This window comes from Pseudomonas paraeruginosa (genome assembly GCF_003025345.2).
Classification (GTDB): Bacteria; Pseudomonadota; Gammaproteobacteria; order Pseudomonadales; family Pseudomonadaceae; genus Pseudomonas; species Pseudomonas paraeruginosa.
The window spans coordinates 2,880,376-2,896,941 of the sequence record NZ_CP020560.1; the positions used below are offsets into that span (position 1 = coordinate 2,880,376).

Sequence of the window (16,566 nt, forward strand, 5' to 3'; positions counted from 1 at the left end):
GTCTGAAACCGGTTTCAGAAAACACCAGAAGCGGCTTGTCCGTCAACGGGAAAAATGTACGACCTCCGTGAAGTCAGCAAGGCGAACGCTGATGTTGTTCATGAAAAACGAATAATAACCTGGAGTGATCGGATTCAATTATTAATGTCGAATGACATGAATGTGCCATATCTCCATAAATAAAAAGAAAGTTTGCCTAATACTTAAGAAACTACTTGAGGAACGATTTGTCGGTAGGACGTGATCAATCGGCCAGGCGTGTGCCGAAGTTCGACCACCGATGTCTACCCGACCGACCGTCTGAAGCAGTTCTCATTTATCGGAAGACGAAGGTGCTGCGGTGAAACTTATGGCGCTGTGGCGGTCCGTATCGACCACCTGACCACCCGGTTTCGTCATCACGCTTACCCATCGTCGCGGGGCCCTGCCGAATATCGCCGTCCGCCGCCGCAGGATGCTGCTTCGACAGACCCGTCCGGCCCCACTTCCCGGCTAAGGAATGACAGGATGAGCGCCGCCCTGGAGCGATTGAATCATCTGAACCTGAATCACTTGTATGCCTTCGTCGCCATCGCCGAGCACAACAGCTTCACCGCCGCGGCGGAGGCGCTCGGCCTGTCGAAGTCGCTGCTCAGCGAGCAGTTGCGGCGCCTGGAGGCCGACCTCGGGATCCAGCTGCTGACCCGCACCACCCGGCGCATGACCCTCACCGATCGCGGCGAACTGCTGTTCGGCGTAGCCCAGCGCATGCTCGGCGAACTCGACGGGGCGCTCTCCGATGTCCGCGACCTGCAGGGCGAACCCAGCGGCCGGCTGCGCATCACCGCGCCGCAGGACTTCGTCAAATGGCATATCAGCAGCGTTTCCGCGGCGTTCATCCGGCAGTTTCCCAAGGTCCAGGTGGAGATGCTCGCCGACGACCAGTTCAGCGACCTGGTCGGCCAGCGTATCGATCTCGCCGTGCGTATCGGCTGGCCGCGTGACTCCGGGCTGCACGCCAGCAAGCTCTGCGATTTCCAGCAGGTCGCGGTGGCTACGCCGGAATACCTCGCCGGCCTGCCGCCGCTGCGCCAGCCATGCGATCTGGAGCGTTGCGAGTGGATCGGCCATACCCGCCTGAGCACCCCCTGGAACTGGACTTTCGAGCGCCAGCGCGAGCGCGCCACGGTGCAGACCCGCGGCCGCCTGCTGGCGAACAATACCCTGGCGGTGTACCGCCTGGTCCTCGACGGTGCCGGGGTCAGCGTGCTGCCGAGCTTCCTCGTGGCCCGCGAGCTGGCCCGCGGGCGGCTGGTCCATCTGTTGCCCGACTGGCGGCTGCCGCAGGGCGGCATCTATGCCCTGTATCCCTCGGCGCGCTACATGCCGGTGCGGGTCAGGGCGTTCATCGAGTCGCTGCGCGAGCATCTCGGCCGCGAGCCGTTCCGCCTGGCGCAGGGCGAATGAGGCTGGGCATCCATGCCTGGGGGGCTGTAGGGCGTTATTCGCCCTGCGGCCCCAGGCTGCCCAGGTAGCCGGCGAGCGCCTGGATGTCGTTATCCTCCAGGCCGTCGGCGACCGCGCGCATGGTCTGGCTGTTATCGCGCTGGCCGTCGCGGAAACGCTGCAGCTGGGTCGCCAGGTACTCCGCCCATTGCCCGGCCAGGCGCGGCGCCTTCAGCGCCGCCAGGCCCCGGGCGGCGCGCCCGTGGCAGGTGACGCAGGGCGGTACGCCGCGCTGCGCCAGGCCGTTCTCGAAGAGCTGCCGGCCGCGTTCGCGTTGCGCCGGGTCGGCCAGGGTCTGCTCGCCGGCGCTCATGCGCTGGGCGGCGAACCAGGCGGAGACGTTGACCACGTCCGCCGCGCTCAGCTCCTCGCCGCGGCCGTTGGTGGCCGGGTTGCGCCGGCGCTGGGTCTTGAGGTCGTAGATCTGCTTGTACAGGTATTCCCGGTCGAGCCCGGCGAGCTTCGGGTAGCTGCGGTTCGGCCGCGGCCCGCCGTTGCCGTCGTCGTCGTGGCAGCGCGAGCACATCTTCTGCGCCATCGCCTTGCCGCGCGCCAGGTCGGCGGGGGCGTCCGGGCCCGGCACGGCGGCAGCCAGCGGCAGGGAAACCAGGGCCGACAGGCAGCCGGCCAGCCAGCGTTTGCGCTCAGTCATGCTGCCAGGGCCCCCGTAGCCAGCCATGGATGTCGTAGTCGGCCATGCAGCGCCGGACCATCGCCTCGCAGTCGGCCAGGTGCCCGCGACGGCTGGCCCAGGCCAGCGAGTCGAGGCGGATCTGCTCGGCATTGCCGGAGTAATGGCTCTCATAGACCGCATGGCGCGCGCCGAACTCGCTGCCGGTGGCGTCCCAGATCAGCTTGAACAGCTTCAGGCGCTGCTCCGGCTCCAGTTCGGCGCCGCGGTAGTAGCTGTCCACCAGCCGCCGCGCCTCGCCGTCGCGCAGGTCGGCGGCGGCCGAGACGGTGACCAGCGGGGCGCCGCCGAGGGCGTTTTCCAGCAACTCGCGGACACGCTTCCAGATCTGCGGCACCTGGATGCGCAGGGCATTGGCGTACTCCAGGCGCGGCACCGCCGAACCGGCGGCGTTGCGCTCCGGGTCGCGGGCCATGGCGGTGGTCAGCGCCTGCAGCAGGTGCTGCAGGGCGATCAGCTCACCGAGGGCCGCCTGGATCCCGCGGAAGCCCTGGGTGCCATTGGCGCGCACGCCGAGGGAAAGCAGGCCGATCATCAGCTCCAGCTTCACCCCGAGGCGGATGCCGGACTGGAAGTTGTACAGGTTGGCGAAGCCCGACTCGGCATAGAAGCCGGTGGCGCGGCGCAGGTCGCGGTAGACCAGGACGTCTTCCCAGGGAATCAGCGCCTTGTCGAACAGCAGCACGCTGTCGTTCTCGTCGAAGCGGCTGGACAGCGGATAGTCGAAGGGACTGCTCGCGCGCTCCTCGTAGGATGGCCGGCACATCAGGCGCAGGCCGGGGTTGTCCAGGCGGGCGAAGAACACCAGGGCGAAGTCCTCGGCCTTGCCGGCTTCCATCTGCGCCGAGGCCACCGGGGCGACGAAGGTGGCGTTGGTGATGGCGCTGCCGGTGGCGAGCATCTTCGCCCCGCTGACGACGATGCCCTGGTCGGTCTCGCGTTCGACGTGGACGAACACGTCGCGCATCTCGTGGATCGCCTTGCTGCGGTCCAGCGGCGGATTGATGATCGCATGGTTGAGGAACAGCCCGCGGTCGGCGAAGGCGCGGTGCCAGGCGCAGGCGTTCTGCCGGTAGTCGCCGTAGAAGCCGGCGCCGGCCTCCAGCCCGGACATGAACGCCGCCTTGTAGTCCGGGGTACGCCCCATGAAGCCGTAGGTCATGCGCGACCAGCAGCCGATCGCCTCGCGCGCGCCGAGCAGGTCCTCGGCGTTCTGCGCGGGGGTGAAGAAGCGGTGGCTGCGGCGGCCCTGGGCATCGACCCGGGTGAGGACGTCGCGCTGCTCGCCGTGGAGGGCGTCGTAGAGCCCGGCGATGCTCCGGCAGGCATTGCGGAACGCCCTGTGCCGGGTGACGTCGGCGACCCGCTCGCCGTTGAGGTAGACCTGGCGGCCGTCGCGCAGGCTGTCGAGATAGTCGGCGCCGGTCATCAGCGCGTTGGGGACGGAATGGCTCATGCTGGTTCCTTGTCGGGACGCCGGCCGTGGCGCGCACGGCCGGCGGGGCGGTCAGTCGCGCTGCAGGTGCGGGTTGCGCAGCGCCGGCTCGGCGTGGATATGCACCCGCCGCAGGTGGCGCGGCGCGCGGTGGGCGAAGGCCTCGCGACCGTGCAGCAGGGTCAGGTTGTCGGCGATCACCAGGTCGTCGCTGCGCCAGCGGTGGGCGTAGTGCGCCTCTGGGTGGTACAGGCAGCGGCGCAGGCTGGCGAGCAGTTCGCCGCGCTGTTCCGGGGCGATGCCGTCGTAGTGGAACTCGGAGGGGTTGATGAAGCTGGCGTCGCCCTCTACCGGCGGTTCGCAGAAACGCAGGATGGGAAACTCGCGGCGCGGGTGGCGCTCGATGATCGGCGCGGCCGAGCGGCTGCTGTAGTGCGCCGCGCTGCGCTGGTACCGGCCGCTGGCGCGGCGCCAGAGTTCCAGCTCGCTACTGTCGGCCAGTTGCAGCGCCGCCGGGGTCGAGCTGAAGGTGGTGCGGCCACCGTCGCTGTCGCCGGGCGCGTCGACACAGTGGAACACCTGGAATTCCGGCACCGTCTCCAGGTACATGCCGTCCCAGTGCAGCGGCACGTAGTTGTTGGCGAAGATGTGGTCCTCGGCGCCTTCCTGCTCCACCAGCTCCAGCACCGCGCCGAACGGCCACCGCATGACTTCGCCGAAGTCGTGGCAGTAGCGGGTCAGGCTCTCGGCGTCGGCGAAGGCGGCGAAGCCGCGCAGGAGCAGCAGGTGGTGGCTGCGCGCCAGGCCCTTGAGCCACTGTGCCGGCAGCTCGCCGACGTGCATGCCGGGACGGCCCGGCTCCAGCAGCAGGCCGAAGCGCGGCTGGTTGCCCTGTTCGTCGCGCAGCGGCGAGAGACGTACCGGTTGATCGCTGACATAGGCGTTCATCGTCTGGCTCCTCGGACTCAGGCCACGGCGGCGCGCCGGGCGGCCCTGGCCGGCAGGCGGTAGTGACTGGGCTGGCCGTTGATCTGCACCAGTTCGCCGCCCATTTCCAGCACCTCGCTGCGCTTCATCAGCACGAAGCGGTCCTCGGTGTTCACCGCCACGCCGTGCCAGGGCGTCAGCCAGTCGTCGCGGGTCGGCATCATGTGGATGCCGAACTTCAGGCTGTCCGCCGGCTGCGGGTGGATGGACAGGCGGATCGCGCGGGGGAACTGGTCGGCCAGCAGCGCGCCCCAGGCCCAGCTGCGCTGGATCACCCCGTAGGCGCGCTCCTTGGCGTCGCGTTGCAGGGCGGTCTTCGAACCCTGGTAGTCGGGGGTCAGGCCGTCCTCGTAGAGGAAACGGGTGATGGCGCGGTACAGCAGCAGGCCTTCTTCGCTGGCCAGCAGGGTCTCGCGGATGCTTTCCAGCGGCTCGGCGTAGCCGTCGATCAGCAACTGGCGGAGCTGCTCGTGGTCGTCGCGCTGGGCCTCGAAGGCGCGCACGTCCTCCAGGTTGAACACGCCGATATGGGTGGCGCCGATCTCCTCGATCATCAGGCGCAAGGCATCCTGGTAGGCGCTGATGTGCGCATCGCCGATCCTCACCAGGTCGCCGAACACCCGGCCGTCGGAGCAGACGGTGATCTTCGCGCCTGGCGCATAGAACAGCTGGATGCGCTGGCACAGGTGGTTGAGGAACGACAGCGAGAGGCGCTCGGCCATGTCCGGACGGCTGTCGAGGACCTTGCCGGGGTTCGGCGACTTGGCCGGAAACGCCGGCAGGACGAATTCGATGGGCTCGCCGGCTTCGATGAAGGCGGCGATGCGCGGCAACTGGACCTGTTCGATGCGGCGGATCTCGTCCGCTTCGCTGGCGCTCTGGCGATGCTCGGGGTAACGGCGGCGATAGAGCAGCAGTTCTTTCAATACGCGTGCGGGAAGGGTGTCTTCGGCGATGGCGTACATGCAGGTGTTTCCTCCTTGTGGGCGGACGCCGGCGTGGCCGGCGGCGGAAGCCGACATCCTGTGGATTCGCTGGCGGCGGATAAACCGCGGAAGGCCGGAAACACTGTTCGCTGAAGCTTGACGATGAGCGCCGGACACGGGCGGACCGTGGGCGTTGTCGCGTGTCGCGGGGAGGGCGGAAGGAAGCGGCCGCCACCGGGCGGCCGCTGGGGAATCAGTCGGCGTTCTCGCCGCACAGGTCGAGGGCGAACCAGCGTTGCGCGTCGTCGCGTCCGAGGCCGGCGCCGAGCAGGCCGAACAGCTTGCCGAGGGCCGCCTCGCGGGTCATCCCGCCGGCCGAGACCAGGCCGGCGTCGCGCAGGCGGCTGCCGGCGGCGTAGACGCCGAACTCGACCGCGCCGTAGGCGCACTGGCTGACGGCGGCGAGCAGCACGCCACGGGCGTGGGCCTCGCGCAGGGCCGCCAGCAGTTCCTCGTCGTCGGACGGGCCGGTGCCGCTGCCATAGCATTCCAGCAGCAGCGCTTCCACGCCGCTGTCGAGCAACCCGCGCAGATGCGCGGCGCGCAGCCCTGGATAGAGCGGCAGCACGGCGAGGTTCACTTCCCGGCGCGGCTGGCGGTAGCCGAGGGTGGCGGGTACCGGCGCATGTTCGGCTTGGCGTGGTCGCGGCAGTTCGGCGAAGGCGTCGAACGCATCGCTGCGCAGCTTGCTGACCCGTGCGCCGTGCAGCAGGGCATCGTTGAAATAGACCTGCACGCCGCGCGCATGGCCCGCCTGGAGTACCCGCAGGGCGCCGACCAGATTGTCCCAGGCGTCGCTGCCCGGGGCGCCGGCCGGCAGCATGGAACCGGTCAGCAGCACCGGGACCGGCAGGTCGAGCAGCAGGAAGGACAGCGCCGCGGCGCTGTAGGCCAGGGTATCGGTGCCGTGCAGGAGGAGCACGCCGTCGTGGCCGGCGTCGAGCGCGGCGACGATGGCGTCGCGCATCGCCAGCCAGTTGCCCTGGCTCATGTTGGCGCTGTCCAGCGGCGGTTGCAGTTCGGCGAAGCGCCAGCGCAGGTCCGGGGCGTCGCCGAGGGTGCGCAGGTGGTCGCGCATGCGGGTTTCGAAACCGCCGGCCGGGGCCAGGCCCCGGGGGGTTTCCAGCATGCCGATGGTGCCGCCGGTGTAGAGCACGAAGAGGTTCTTGACTGGGAGCATCCGTAATCCTTGTGTCGGGCCTCTTCGCAACGGATGTGCGAAGAGATGCCCCATTGTCGCGCAGGCGCCGCTCCAGGGGGAGGGCGCCCGGCCGGACTCAGCGGTTGCCGCTGGGCAGCGGCTCGGTGCCCGCTTGCGTCGGGCTTTCGGCGCGCTGGCCGGCGGGCCAGGCTTCGCGGTCCAGGTCGAGGTCGGCGAACTGCGCCGAGTCGAACACCGGTTGCTTGATACCGGCGCGACGCTGCACGTCGTAGTCGCGCATCACCCGCAGGCCGACCTTGAACAGCAGGGCCAGGGCCATCAGGTTGACGAAGGCCAGGCAGGTCATGGTGATGTCGGCGAAGGCGAACACGGTCGACAGGTCCTGCACCGAGCCCCAGACCACCAGGGCCAGCACCAGCGCGCGGTAGCCGATCAGCACCAGGCGGTTGCGGCTGAGGAACTGCAGGCTGTTCTCGCCCAGGTAGAAGTTGTAGAGGATGCAGGTGAAGACGAACAGCGACAGGGCCACGCTGACGAACACCCGGCCCCAGTCGCCGACCACCGCCGCCAGGGAGTTCTGGGTAAGGACGATGCCGTCGCCCTCGAAGCCCGGGGTGTAGAAGCCCGAGAGCAGGATCAGCAGGGCGGTGCAGGTGCAGATCACGAAGGTGTCGAGGAACACGCTGAAGGCCTGGACCACGCCCTGCGCCGCCGGATGGCGCACGGCGGCGACCGCGGCGACGTTCGGCGCGCTGCCCAGGCCGGCCTCGTTGGCGAACACGCCGCGCTTGACGCCCATCACTATGGCGCTGCCGAGCAGGCCGGCGAACGCCGGGTCGAGGCCGAAGGCGCTCTTGACGATGGTTTCCAGCATCGCCGGGACGTGCTCGATCTGGCTGGCGATGACGTACAGGGTGACGCCGATGTAGGCCAGGGTCTTGATCGGTACCAGCAGGTCGGAGACCGCGGCGATGCGCTTGATGCCGCCGATGAAGACCACGCCGAGCAGCACCGCCAGGGCGATCCCGGTGTGCTGCGGGGCGAAGCCGAAGGCGTTCTGCAGCGAGTGGGTGACGGTGTAGGACTGCAGGCCGTTGAAGGCGAAGCCGTAGGTGATCAGCAGCAGGATCGCGAAGACCACCGCCATCGAGCGCAGCTTCAGGCCGTGCTGGATGTAGTAGGAGGGGCCGCCGCGATACAGCCCGTCGCCGTCGCTGCGCTTGTAGACCTGGGCCAGGGTGCACTCGAAGAAGCTGCTGGACATGCCGACCAGCGCGGTCACCCACATCCAGAACACCGCGCCCGGACCGCCGAGGGTCACGGCGATGCCGACCCCGGCGATATTGCCGGCGCCGACTCGGCCGGCGAGGCTCAGCATCAGGGCCTGGAACGAACTGAGCTGGCCGGCCTGGCCGCGCAGCGATTCGCGGAACACGCCGAACATGTGGCCGAAGTGGCGGAACTGGACGAAGCGCGAACGGATCGTGAAGTAGGCACCCAGGCCGACGATCAGGACGATGAGGACTTTTCCGGAGAGAAAATCGTTGAGCATTTCAAGCATGGAGGTCTACCTCGGTTCTTATTCTGGTACCGGCGTGCACTGCGGCAGCGCCTTGCTGCGCGGCGCATGGTTGGCCATGACGCACCTGGTTACAATTTCGCGGGTTGCTCCTGCTTGATGCGACCTGATGCTAGAATCGCATCGATCGCATCATCTTCGGAGCCACCGATGTCCGAGCACCTGGGCGCCAATCTCAAGCTGCTGTGCAGCCATTACCGCTCGATCTCCGAGGTTTGCCGGCAATTGGCGATCAATCGCGCGCAGTTCAACAAGTACCTCAGCGGCCAGAGCCAGCCGACGCCCTACAACCGCAAGCGGATCGGCGATTTCTTCGGCGTCGAGGACTACGAGCTGGGCCTGCCGCCCGAGCAGTTCGCCCGCCTGATCGGCGCGCGCGCCAACCTCCAGCCGCGCCAGTCCAGCAACGATCCGCTGTTGCGTCTGCTAGAACCGCTGCGCGCCGAGGCCGGCGATCTGGGCCGCTACTGCGGCTACTACTTCGAATACGCCAACTGCATGTCGGTGCCGGGCAGCATCCTGCTCTCGCTGGTGCATCTCTACGAGGAGGACGGCGTGTTCCTCTTCGAGCGCCAGGAACGCCAGGAACGCACCAGCAGCACCGACGTGCAGGCGGAGGAGTGGGCGCGCTGCCGCTATCTCGGCGCGGCCTTCCAGTTGCAGGACCGGGTGTTCCTGATCGACTACGAATCGCTGACCCTCAACGAGATGAGCCAGACCATCCTCATACCCAGTTTCAAGAGTCGCATCACCCGCCTGAACGGCCTGAAGATGGGCGTTTCCAGCGGCGACCGGCGGACCCCGGCGTGCAGCCGGGTGGTCTGGGAGTACCTCGGTGCGGAAATCAACCGGATCAACGCCTACCGCCAGGTGCGGCTGTACCGCCCGGACGACCCGCGGATCGACGAGGACGTCCGCCGGCGCCTGGCGGCGGGGAGCCTGCGGCACGGGTTGCTGGAGACGGAGTGAGGGGACGGAGGATCGCGCAGGGCGATGAGGCCTGCCGATGACCCGGTTCGCGGCCACGAAAAAAGCCCCCTTGCCCGACGGGCAAGGGGGTAATGTGCGCCGGTGGTTGGCCGGCTACCGAGGTTCGCGGGAATCAGATGTGCAGGGCGTGCCCCAGCGCGCGCAGGGCGGCTTCCTGGACCGCTTCGCCGAGGGTCGGGTGGGCGTGGATGGTGCCGGCGATGTCTTCCAGGCGGGCGCCCATCTCCAGCGACTGGGCGAAGGCCGTGGACAGCTCCGAGACCGCCTTGCCCACCGCCTGCCAGCCGACGACCAGATGGTTGTCGCGGCGCGCCACCACGCGGACGAAGCCTTCGTTGGCCTCCAGGGTCATGGCGCGGCCGTTGGCGGCGAACGGGAAGCTCGCCACCAGGCAGTCCAGCCCGGCATCCTTCGCCTGCTCGGGGGACAGCCCGGCGACCACCACTTCCGGATCGGTGAAGCACACCGCCGGGATCGCCAGCGGGGCGAACTGGCGGCGTCTGCCGGCGATCAGCTCGGCGACCATCTCGCCCTGGGCCATGGCCCGGTGCGCCAGCATCGGCTCGCCGGCGAGATCGCCGATGGCCCAGACATTGCGCATCGAGGTGCGGCACTGGTCGTCGACCTTCACCGCCCGGCCGTTCATGTCCAGGCCCAGGCTTTCCAGGTTCCAGCCTTCGCTGCGCGGCCTGCGGCCGACCGCCACCAGCACCTGGTCGGCGGCGATCTCGCGCTCCTCGCCGGCGCCGTCGCGGACCCGTACGCCATTCTCGCCCGGGCCCAGCAGGCTGTGCCCGAGATACAGCTCGACGCCCAGCTTGCGCAGGGCCTGGGCCACCGGCTTGGTCAGTTCCTCGTCGTAGCCCGGCAGGATGCGCGGTTGCGCCTCCACCACCGCGACCTCGACGCCGAGCTTGCGGTAGGCGGTACCCAGCTCCAGGCCGATGTAGCCGCCGCCGACCACCACCAGGCGCCCGGGCAGGCTGCCGGGCGCCAGCGCCTCGGTGGAGGAGATCACCTTGCCGCCCAGCGGCAGGCTCGGCAGCTCGACGCTCTGCGAGCCGGCGGCCAGCAGCAGGTGCTCGCAGTCGATGCGCTGGCTGCCGCCGCCGGCCAGTTCGACCGCCACGCTCTTGCCGTCGAGGATTCTTGCCCAGCCCTGGACGACAGTGACCCCGTGCTTCTTCAGCAGCGCGGCAACGCCGCTGGTGAGACGGTCGACGATGGCGTCCTTCCACTCCACGGTGCGGGCGATGTCGATGCTCGGCGCCTGTACCTGGATGCCCAGCGCCGACCGGCCGGCATAGTGGCGGGTCTTGAGGTATTCCTCGGCGGCATGGATCAGCGCCTTCGAGGGGATGCAGCCGACATTCAGGCAGGTGCCGCCGAGGGCGACGCCTTCCACCAGCACGGTGGGGATGCCCAGCTGCCCGGCACGGATCGCCGCGACGTAGCCGCCGGGGCCGCCGCCGACGATCAGCAGGGTGGTCTTCAGGGTCTGGCTCATCGCTTACTCCAGGAACAGGGTGGCGGGATGTTCGAGCAGGCCGCGCACGGCCTGGATGAAGGCCGCCGCGTCCATCCCGTCGACCACCCGGTGGTCGAAGGAGGAGGAGAGGTTCATCATCTTGCGCACGACGATGTTGCCGCCGACCACCATCGGGCGCTCGACGATGCGGTTGACGCCGACGATGGCCACCTCCGGATGGTTGATCACCGGCGTGCTGACGATCCCGCCGAGCGCGCCGAGGCTGCTCAGGGTGATGGTCGAGCCGGACAGTTCCTGGCGTTGCGCCTTGCCGCTGCGCGCGGCTTCGGCCAGGCGCGCCACTTCGCTGGCGTTGCCCCAGAGGTCGCGCGATTCGGCGTGGCGCAGCACCGGCACCATCAGGCCGTTGTCGCTCTGGGTGGCGATGCCGACGTGCACCGCGCCGTAGCGGGTGACCACCTCGGCCTCGTCGTCGTAGCGCGCGTTCAGCTGCGGGAACTCACGCAGCGCCACGACCATGGCGCGGACCAGGAACGGCAGCAGGGTCAGCTTGCCGCGCTGGCCGCCCCATTTCTGGTTGAGATGGGCGCGCAGGGCCTCCAGGTCGGTGACGTCGATTTCCTCGACATAGCTGAAATGCGGGATGCGTCGCTTGGCGTCCTGCATCTTCTGGGCGATCTTGCGACGCAGCCCGATCACCGGCACCGCCTGTTCGTCGTGGCGCTCGGCGTAGCCAGGCGAGACGCCGCCGCGGCTGGCGTTGCCATCCTGGGTCAGGTAGGCGTCGAGGTCCTCGTGGAGGATGCGTCCGGCCGGACCGCGTCCCTGCACGAACTGCAACTCGATGCCGAGGTCGCGGGCGCGCTGGCGCACCGCGGGGGAGGCCAGCGGACGTTCGCCGGGCTGGCGCCGTTGCGTCGGCGCCTCGCTGTCGCGGAACGCGCGCGGTGCCTCGACGGCGGGTTTCGCCGGGGCGGCCGGGGCCTCCCTGGGTTGCTCGGGAGCGGCCGCGACAGGCGTCGCCGGCGCCGCCGCGGCCGGACTGTCGGCGAGGTTGCCGGCGCCTTCCACTTCCAGGCGGATCAGTTCGCCGCCCACCGCCATCACCTGGCCCGGCTGGCCGCCGAGGGCGAGAATGCGTCCGGCCACCGGCGAGGGGATCTCCACCGTGGCCTTGTCGGTCATCACCTCGGCGAGAACCTGGTCTTCATTGACCGAGTCGCCGACCTGGACATGCCATTCCACCAGTTCGACCTCGGCGATGCCTTCCCCGATGTCCGGCATCTTGATCACATGGGTACCCATTCAGACCTCCATCACACGCTTGAATGCCGCGCCGACGCGCGCGGGGCCGGGGAAATACGCCCACTCCTGGGCATGCGGGTAGGGGGTGTCCCAACCGGTGACGCGCTCGATCGGTGCCTCCAGGTGGTGGAAGCAGTGCTCCTGCACCAGCGACATCAGCTCGGCGCCGAAACCGCAGGTGCGGGTCGCCTCGTGGGCGATCACGCAGCGGCCGGTCTTCTTCACCGAGGCGACGATGGTTTCCAGGTCCAGCGGCCAGAGGCTGCGCAGGTCGATGATCTCGGCGTCGAGGCCGGTCTCGTCGGCCGCGGCCTGGGCCACGTAGACCATGGTGCCGTAGGTCAGCACGGTCAGCGCCGCGCCGGGGCGGACGATCGCCGCCTTGTCCAGCGGCACCTTGTAGTAGCCGTCCGGCACCTGGCTGGCCGGATGCTTGGACCAGGGCGTCACCGGACGGTCGTGGTGGCCATCGAACGGGCCGTTGTAGAGGCGCTTGGGCTCGAGGAAGATCACCGGGTCGTCGTTCTCGATGCAGGCGATCAGCAGGCCCTTGGCGTCGTAGGGATTGGACGGCATCACCGTGCGCAGGCCGCAGACCTGGGTGAACATCGCCTCCGGGCTCTGGCTGTGCGTCTGCCCGCCGTAGATGCCGCCGCCGCAGGGCATGCGCACGGTCATCGGCACGACGAAGTCGCCGGCCGAGCGGTAGCGCAGGCGCGCGGCCTCGGAGATCAGCTGGTCGGAAGCCGGATAGACGTAGTCGGCGAACTGGATCTCCACCACCGGGCGCAGGCCGTAGGCGCCCATGCCGACCGCGGCGCCGATGATGCCGCTCTCGGAGATCGGCGCATCGAACACCCGCGAGGTGCCGTATTTCTTCTGCAGGCCTTCGGTGCAGCGGAACACGCCGCCGAAGTAGCCGACGTCCTGGCCGAACACCACCACGTCGTCGTCGCGCTCGAGCATGATGTCCATCGCCGAGCGCAGCGCCTGGATCATGGTCATGCTGGTGACCGTCTGGGCGTTCTCGTGTTGCGGATTCATGGCATTCATACCCCGAGCTCCTGGCGTTGCCGGCGCAGGTGCTCCGGCAGTTCTGCATAGACGTCCTCGAACATGCTGGCGGCGCTCGGCACCCGGCCATCGATCAGGGTGCCGTGGCTCTCCGCCTGTTTCTGCGCGGCCAGCACTTCGGCTTCGAGGGCCTTGTGGGTGGCTTCGTGCTGTTCCTCCGACCAGATGCCGAGGCCGATCATGTGCCGTTTCAGGCGGGCGATCGGGTCGCCCAGCGGGAAGTTGGTCCAGTCGTCGGCGGGGCGGTACTTGGACGGGTCGTCCGAGGTCGAGTGCGGGCCGGCACGGTAGGTGACCCATTCGATCAGGGTCGGCCCGAGGTTGCGCCGGGCGCGCTCGGCGGCCCATTCGGAGGCGGCGTAGACCGCCAGGAAGTCGTTGCCGTCGACCCGCAGCGAGGCGATCCCGCAGCCCACGCCACGGTTGGCGAAGGTGGTGCCTTCGCCGCCGGCGATGGCCTGGAAGGTGGAGATCGCCCACTGGTTGTTGACCACGTTGAGGATCACCGGCGCGCGGTAGACATGGGCGAAGGTGAGGGCGGTGTGGAAGTCCGACTCGGCGGTGGCACCGTCGCCGATCCAGGCCGAGGCGATGCGCGTATCGCCCTTGATCGCCGAGGCCATGCCCCAGCCGACCGCCTGGATGAACTGGGTGGCGAGGTTGCCGGAGATGGAGAAGAAACCGGCCTCCTTGCTCGAGTACATGATCGGTAGCTGGCGGCCCTTGAGCGGGTCGGCCTCGTTGGAGAGGAGCTGGCAGATCATGTCCACCAGCGGGTACTCGCGGGTGACCAGGATGCCCTGCTGGCGATAGGTCGGGAAGCACATGTCGCCGTCGCGCAGGGCCAGGGTATGGGCGGTGGCGATGGCTTCCTCGCCGAGGCACTGCATATAGAAGGAAAGCTTCTTCTGGCGCTGCGCGGTGAGCATGCGCGCATCGAAGATGCGGGTCTTGAGCATCGCCCGCATGCCGCGCAGCAACTGTTCGTCGCTCAATTGCGGATTCCACGGGCCGACGGCGTTGCCGTCGTCGTCGAGCACGCGAACCAGGCTGTAGGCCAGGTCGCTGGTCTCGGCGGGTTCGACGTCCACCGGCGGCTTGCGCACTTCGCCGGCGGGGGACAGGTGCAGATAGGAAAAGTCGGTCTTGCAGCCAGGACGCCCGGTGGGCTCCGGGACATGCAGACGCAACGGCTCGTAATCACTCATGACAGGCCTCCGGCCCGGTCCGGGCCAAACGGTTGGAGAGATCAGAAACGGGCGAACGGCGCTCGAAGCGGCGGACTGGGCGGATGGCGGGTTCCCGGCCCGTGGGTGGGGGCGGGTTGCAGGCATGCCGGGGTACGGCAGGCGCGGTCGTACTGGGTGACGTCACTCATGGTGAAGCCCTCGGGTTTTGTTTTTGTAATTTCAGTATAGGCCTCGGGTGCTAGTTTTTTGCTCCAAATTGACTAAGGTATTCCGACAGTATTGGGTTGTTTGAACTACAAGAATCACTAACAAGAGAAACAACGAACCATGGCCGAACTCGACCGCATCGACCTGAAAATCCTCCGCGCCCTGGCCGACGACGGCCGCCTGAGCTGGCGCGATCTCGCGCAGAGGATCGGCCTCTCGCTGACGCCGACGCTGCGCCGGGTACGCCGCCTGGAGGAGGAGCACTACATCCAGGGTTACTTCGCCCGGCTCGACGAGGAACGCCTGTCCGGGGCCATGAGCGTGTTCGTCTCGGTGTCCCTGGAAAAGCAGACCGGCGACTACCTCGCCCGCTTCGAGGAACGCATCGTCGATGCGCCGCAGGTCATGAGCTGTTTCCAGATGACCGGTGATGCGGACTACATGCTGCGGGTGGTGGTCAAGGATCTCGCCGCCTACCAGGCGTTCCTCACCAATACCCTGACCTGCATTCCCGGCGTGGCTGGCATCAAGTCGGCCTTCGCACTGAAGTCGGTGATGCTGCGCTCGGCCCCGCCGCTCTAAGCATGGATCCTGTCTATCTGTGTAACGTTACGCTATTCTGATTGCGTAACGTTACGCAGATGGATGTGTTCATGAAAGCCAGCAAACCCGGGCCCAAGCCGAGCGGCAAGGCCAAGTCGGCCGCCCAGCGGATGCGCGAGTACCGCGCGCGCAAGGCCGAGGAAGCCCTCGGCGCCGAGCATTCCGACAAGGAGCGCGAGCGGCAGATCCGCCGCGAGGCGCGCGCCGAGCTCGAACGGGTGAAGCTGGAGCAGCAGCGCCGCGAACACACCCTGCGCAAGGAACTGGAAGCCTGCCAGACCGAGATTGGTCGCCTGCTCGGGCTGCTGCGCCGGCACGGCATCGATCCGCACCCGGGCAACTGATCAGCCGGGGGTGTCGAGGAAGGCCAGCAGGGTCGCTTCCTCGGCGCTCAGCCAGCGGCGCTTGCGGGCGCGCCTGAGCTGGCCCAATTGGCCGGCCTGGTAGGCCTCGATGATCGCCGGATGGATGTAGCATTGCCGGCAGATCGCCACGCTGTTGCCCAGTTCGGCAGCGACCTCCGCCACCACCGCGCCGAGCCCGTCGGCCCCGACCCGGCGCAGGCGCTCCAGCGCCAGGGCGCTGCCGGCCCAGGTGCGGTAGTCCTTGGCGCTGAAGTCCTCGCCGGTCTGGCGGCGCAGGTACTCGTTGATGTCGTGGGAGCCGATGCGGTGGGGGTGGCCGTCCTCGTCCAGGTACTGCAACAGGTCCTGCCCGGGCAGTTCCAGACAGCGCCGCAGGACCCGCGCCAGGCGCGGATGCTCCAGGCTGACGTCGTGCTCGATGCCGCTCTTGCCCTTGAAGCGGAAACGGATGCGACTGCCGTTCACGGCGACGTGCCGGGTACGCAGCGTGGTCAGGCCATAGGAACGGTTGTCGCGGGCGTAGCGGTGGTTGCCGACGCGGATCAGGGTCGCGTCGAGCAGCGCCACCGCCAGGGCCACCACCTTGTCGCGACCGAGGCCGGGCAGGCGCAACTGGGCGTCGATGTGCCGGCGCAGCCCCGGCAGCGCCTGGCCGAAGCGCAGCAGGCGCTCGTACTTGTCGGCATCGCGTACTTCGCGCCAGCGCGGGTGATAGCGGTACTGCTTGCGCCCGCGGGCGTCGCGGCCGGTGGCCTGGAGATGGCCGGCCGGGTCCGGGCAGATCCACACTTCGCGGTAGGCCGGCGGGATGGCCAGCTGGTCCAGCCGATGGATCCGCTCGGCGTCGCGGATGCGCTGGCCGTCCGGGTCGAAGTAGACGAAGCGCTTGCCCTGGCGGCGCCGGCGAATGCCCGGCTGGCGATCGTCGACGTAGCACAGGTCGGCGGGCAGGACGGGGGGTGGCGGTGGCGCTGCGCTCATGTTCCGGGTTCCGAAGGGACGCTGCCTGTTTAGGCCG

16 protein-coding genes are annotated in these 16,566 nt (G+C 68.4%); 4 read left to right on the top strand and 12 right to left on the bottom strand.

What is annotated here, in order from left to right; genetic code table 11:
- Nucleotides 1-507: 507 nt before the first annotated feature.
- Nucleotides 508-1,446, top strand: coding sequence for an HTH-type transcriptional regulator PtxR (ptxR, locus tag B7D75_RS13650; RefSeq protein WP_012075757.1), 939 nt, complete (start codon nt 508-510; stop codon nt 1,444-1,446).
- Nucleotides 1,447-1,480: 34 nt separating this feature from the next.
- On the opposite strand, the gene pvcD is transcribed toward ptxR, so the two are convergent.
- From pvcD to B7D75_RS13685, 6 genes are all read right to left on the bottom strand, one after another.
- A complete protein-coding gene (gene pvcD, locus B7D75_RS13655) occupies nt 1,481-2,137 on the bottom strand; it encodes a paerucumarin biosynthesis heme-binding protein PvcD (protein WP_053813921.1) in 657 nt (218 codons plus the stop codon).
- Nucleotides 2,130-3,632, bottom strand: a complete 1,503-nt coding sequence (gene pvcC / locus B7D75_RS13660) for a paerucumarin biosynthesis protein PvcC (RefSeq protein ID WP_034081567.1) — start codon at nt 3,630-3,632, stop codon at nt 2,130-2,132. Before pvcC ends, pvcD begins: the two co-directional genes overlap by 8 nt.
- A 51-nt stretch (nt 3,633-3,683) precedes the next feature.
- The gene (gene pvcB / locus B7D75_RS13665) at nt 3,684-4,559 is read right to left on the bottom strand and encodes a paerucumarin biosynthesis oxygenase PvcB (protein ID WP_053813922.1); all 876 of its coding nucleotides are present in this window, start codon (nt 4,557-4,559) and stop codon (nt 3,684-3,686) included.
- A gap of 17 nt (nt 4,560-4,576) precedes the next feature.
- On the bottom strand, nt 4,577-5,563 hold the full coding sequence (pvcA, locus tag B7D75_RS13670) for a paerucumarin biosynthesis protein PvcA (RefSeq protein WP_012075761.1): 987 nt from the start codon (nt 5,561-5,563) through the stop codon (nt 4,577-4,579).
- Nucleotides 5,564-5,777: 214 nt separating this feature from the next.
- Complete coding sequence (locus B7D75_RS13680; protein ID WP_012075762.1) at nt 5,778-6,764, bottom strand: asparaginase; 987 nt, start codon at nt 6,762-6,764, stop codon at nt 5,778-5,780.
- A gap of 97 nt (nt 6,765-6,861) precedes the next feature.
- On the bottom strand, nt 6,862-8,307 hold the full coding sequence (locus tag B7D75_RS13685; protein ID WP_034081569.1) for an alanine/glycine:cation symporter family protein: 1,446 nt from the start codon (nt 8,305-8,307) through the stop codon (nt 6,862-6,864).
- A 168-nt stretch (nt 8,308-8,475) separates the two neighbouring features.
- On the opposite strand from B7D75_RS13685, the gene B7D75_RS13690 reads away from it, so the two are divergent.
- The gene (locus B7D75_RS13690; RefSeq protein ID WP_107114123.1) at nt 8,476-9,294 is read left to right on the top strand and encodes a Cro/Cl family transcriptional regulator; all 819 of its coding nucleotides are present in this window, start codon (nt 8,476-8,478) and stop codon (nt 9,292-9,294) included.
- A 133-nt stretch (nt 9,295-9,427) separates the two neighbouring features.
- On the opposite strand, the gene lpdA is transcribed toward B7D75_RS13690, so the two are convergent.
- From lpdA to B7D75_RS29935, 5 genes are read right to left on the bottom strand one after another with little or no spacing between them, the layout of a single operon-like run.
- Complete coding sequence (gene lpdA / locus B7D75_RS13695) at nt 9,428-10,822, bottom strand: dihydrolipoyl dehydrogenase (protein ID WP_043100235.1); 1,395 nt, start codon at nt 10,820-10,822, stop codon at nt 9,428-9,430.
- Between the two features lie 3 nt (nt 10,823-10,825).
- Nucleotides 10,826-12,109, bottom strand: coding sequence for a dihydrolipoamide acetyltransferase family protein (locus tag B7D75_RS13700; protein ID WP_105446851.1), 1,284 nt, complete (start codon nt 12,107-12,109; stop codon nt 10,826-10,828).
- Nucleotides 12,110-13,162, bottom strand: a complete 1,053-nt coding sequence (locus tag B7D75_RS13705; RefSeq protein WP_012075766.1) for an alpha-ketoacid dehydrogenase subunit beta — start codon at nt 13,160-13,162, stop codon at nt 12,110-12,112.
- Nucleotides 13,159-14,391 carry a 3-methyl-2-oxobutanoate dehydrogenase (2-methylpropanoyl-transferring) subunit alpha gene (locus B7D75_RS13710; RefSeq protein ID WP_003151886.1) on the bottom strand — a complete coding sequence of 411 codons (1,233 nt, stop codon included), beginning with the start codon at nt 14,389-14,391 and terminating at the stop codon, nt 13,159-13,161. Before B7D75_RS13710 ends, B7D75_RS13705 begins: the two co-directional genes overlap by 4 nt.
- Nucleotides 14,392-14,432: 41 nt before the next feature.
- Nucleotides 14,433-14,561, bottom strand: coding sequence for a hypothetical protein (locus B7D75_RS29935; RefSeq protein ID WP_255286380.1), 129 nt, complete (start codon nt 14,559-14,561; stop codon nt 14,433-14,435).
- A 139-nt stretch (nt 14,562-14,700) separates the two neighbouring features.
- Here B7D75_RS29935 and B7D75_RS13715 point away from each other — a divergent pair, with 139 nt between their 5' ends.
- The gene (locus B7D75_RS13715) at nt 14,701-15,162 is read left to right on the top strand and encodes an Lrp/AsnC family transcriptional regulator (RefSeq protein ID WP_003151882.1); all 462 of its coding nucleotides are present in this window, start codon (nt 14,701-14,703) and stop codon (nt 15,160-15,162) included.
- Between the two features lie 71 nt (nt 15,163-15,233).
- Nucleotides 15,234-15,527: an inner centromere protein gene (locus tag B7D75_RS13720; RefSeq protein WP_003113727.1), complete on the top strand. Its 294-nt coding sequence runs from the start codon at nt 15,234-15,236 to the stop codon at nt 15,525-15,527.
- Here the strand turns inward: B7D75_RS13720 and B7D75_RS13725 are convergent, their stop codons facing one another.
- The gene (locus B7D75_RS13725) at nt 15,528-16,529 is read right to left on the bottom strand and encodes a DNA topoisomerase IB (RefSeq protein WP_105446853.1); all 1,002 of its coding nucleotides are present in this window, start codon (nt 16,527-16,529) and stop codon (nt 15,528-15,530) included.
- Nucleotides 16,530-16,566: the final 37 nt, after the last annotated feature.

Bases quoted from the DNA above. Each gene is read 5' to 3' on its own strand.
- ptxR (WP_012075757.1), top strand. From the start codon at position 508: ATGAGCGCCGCCCTGGAGCGATTGAATCATCTGAACCTGAATCACTTG.
- B7D75_RS13680 (WP_012075762.1), bottom strand. From the start codon at position 6,764: ATGCTCCCAGTCAAGAACCTCTTCGTGCTCTACACCGGCGGCACCATC.
- B7D75_RS13715 (WP_003151882.1), top strand. From the start codon at position 14,701: ATGGCCGAACTCGACCGCATCGACCTGAAAATCCTCCGCGCCCTGGCC.
- B7D75_RS13690 (WP_107114123.1), top strand. From the start codon at position 8,476: ATGTCCGAGCACCTGGGCGCCAATCTCAAGCTGCTGTGCAGCCATTAC.
- pvcD (WP_053813921.1), bottom strand. From the start codon at position 2,137: ATGACTGAGCGCAAACGCTGGCTGGCCGGCTGCCTGTCGGCCCTGGTT.
- B7D75_RS13685 (WP_034081569.1), bottom strand. From the start codon at position 8,307: ATGCTTGAAATGCTCAACGATTTTCTCTCCGGAAAAGTCCTCATCGTC.
- lpdA (WP_043100235.1), bottom strand. From the start codon at position 10,822: ATGAGCCAGACCCTGAAGACCACCCTGCTGATCGTCGGCGGCGGCCCC.
- pvcB (WP_053813922.1), bottom strand. From the start codon at position 4,559: ATGAACGCCTATGTCAGCGATCAACCGGTACGTCTCTCGCCGCTGCGC.
- B7D75_RS13720 (WP_003113727.1), top strand. From the start codon at position 15,234: ATGAAAGCCAGCAAACCCGGGCCCAAGCCGAGCGGCAAGGCCAAGTCG.
- B7D75_RS13705 (WP_012075766.1), bottom strand. From the start codon at position 13,162: ATGAATGCCATGAATCCGCAACACGAGAACGCCCAGACGGTCACCAGC.
- pvcA (WP_012075761.1), bottom strand. From the start codon at position 5,563: ATGTACGCCATCGCCGAAGACACCCTTCCCGCACGCGTATTGAAAGAA.
- pvcC (WP_034081567.1), bottom strand. From the start codon at position 3,632: ATGAGCCATTCCGTCCCCAACGCGCTGATGACCGGCGCCGACTATCTC.
- B7D75_RS13700 (WP_105446851.1), bottom strand. From the start codon at position 12,109: ATGGGTACCCATGTGATCAAGATGCCGGACATCGGGGAAGGCATCGCC.
- B7D75_RS29935 (WP_255286380.1), bottom strand. From the start codon at position 14,561: ATGAGTGACGTCACCCAGTACGACCGCGCCTGCCGTACCCCGGCATGC.
- B7D75_RS13725 (WP_105446853.1), bottom strand. From the start codon at position 16,529: ATGAGCGCAGCGCCACCGCCACCCCCCGTCCTGCCCGCCGACCTGTGC.
- B7D75_RS13710 (WP_003151886.1), bottom strand. From the start codon at position 14,391: ATGAGTGATTACGAGCCGTTGCGTCTGCATGTCCCGGAGCCCACCGGG.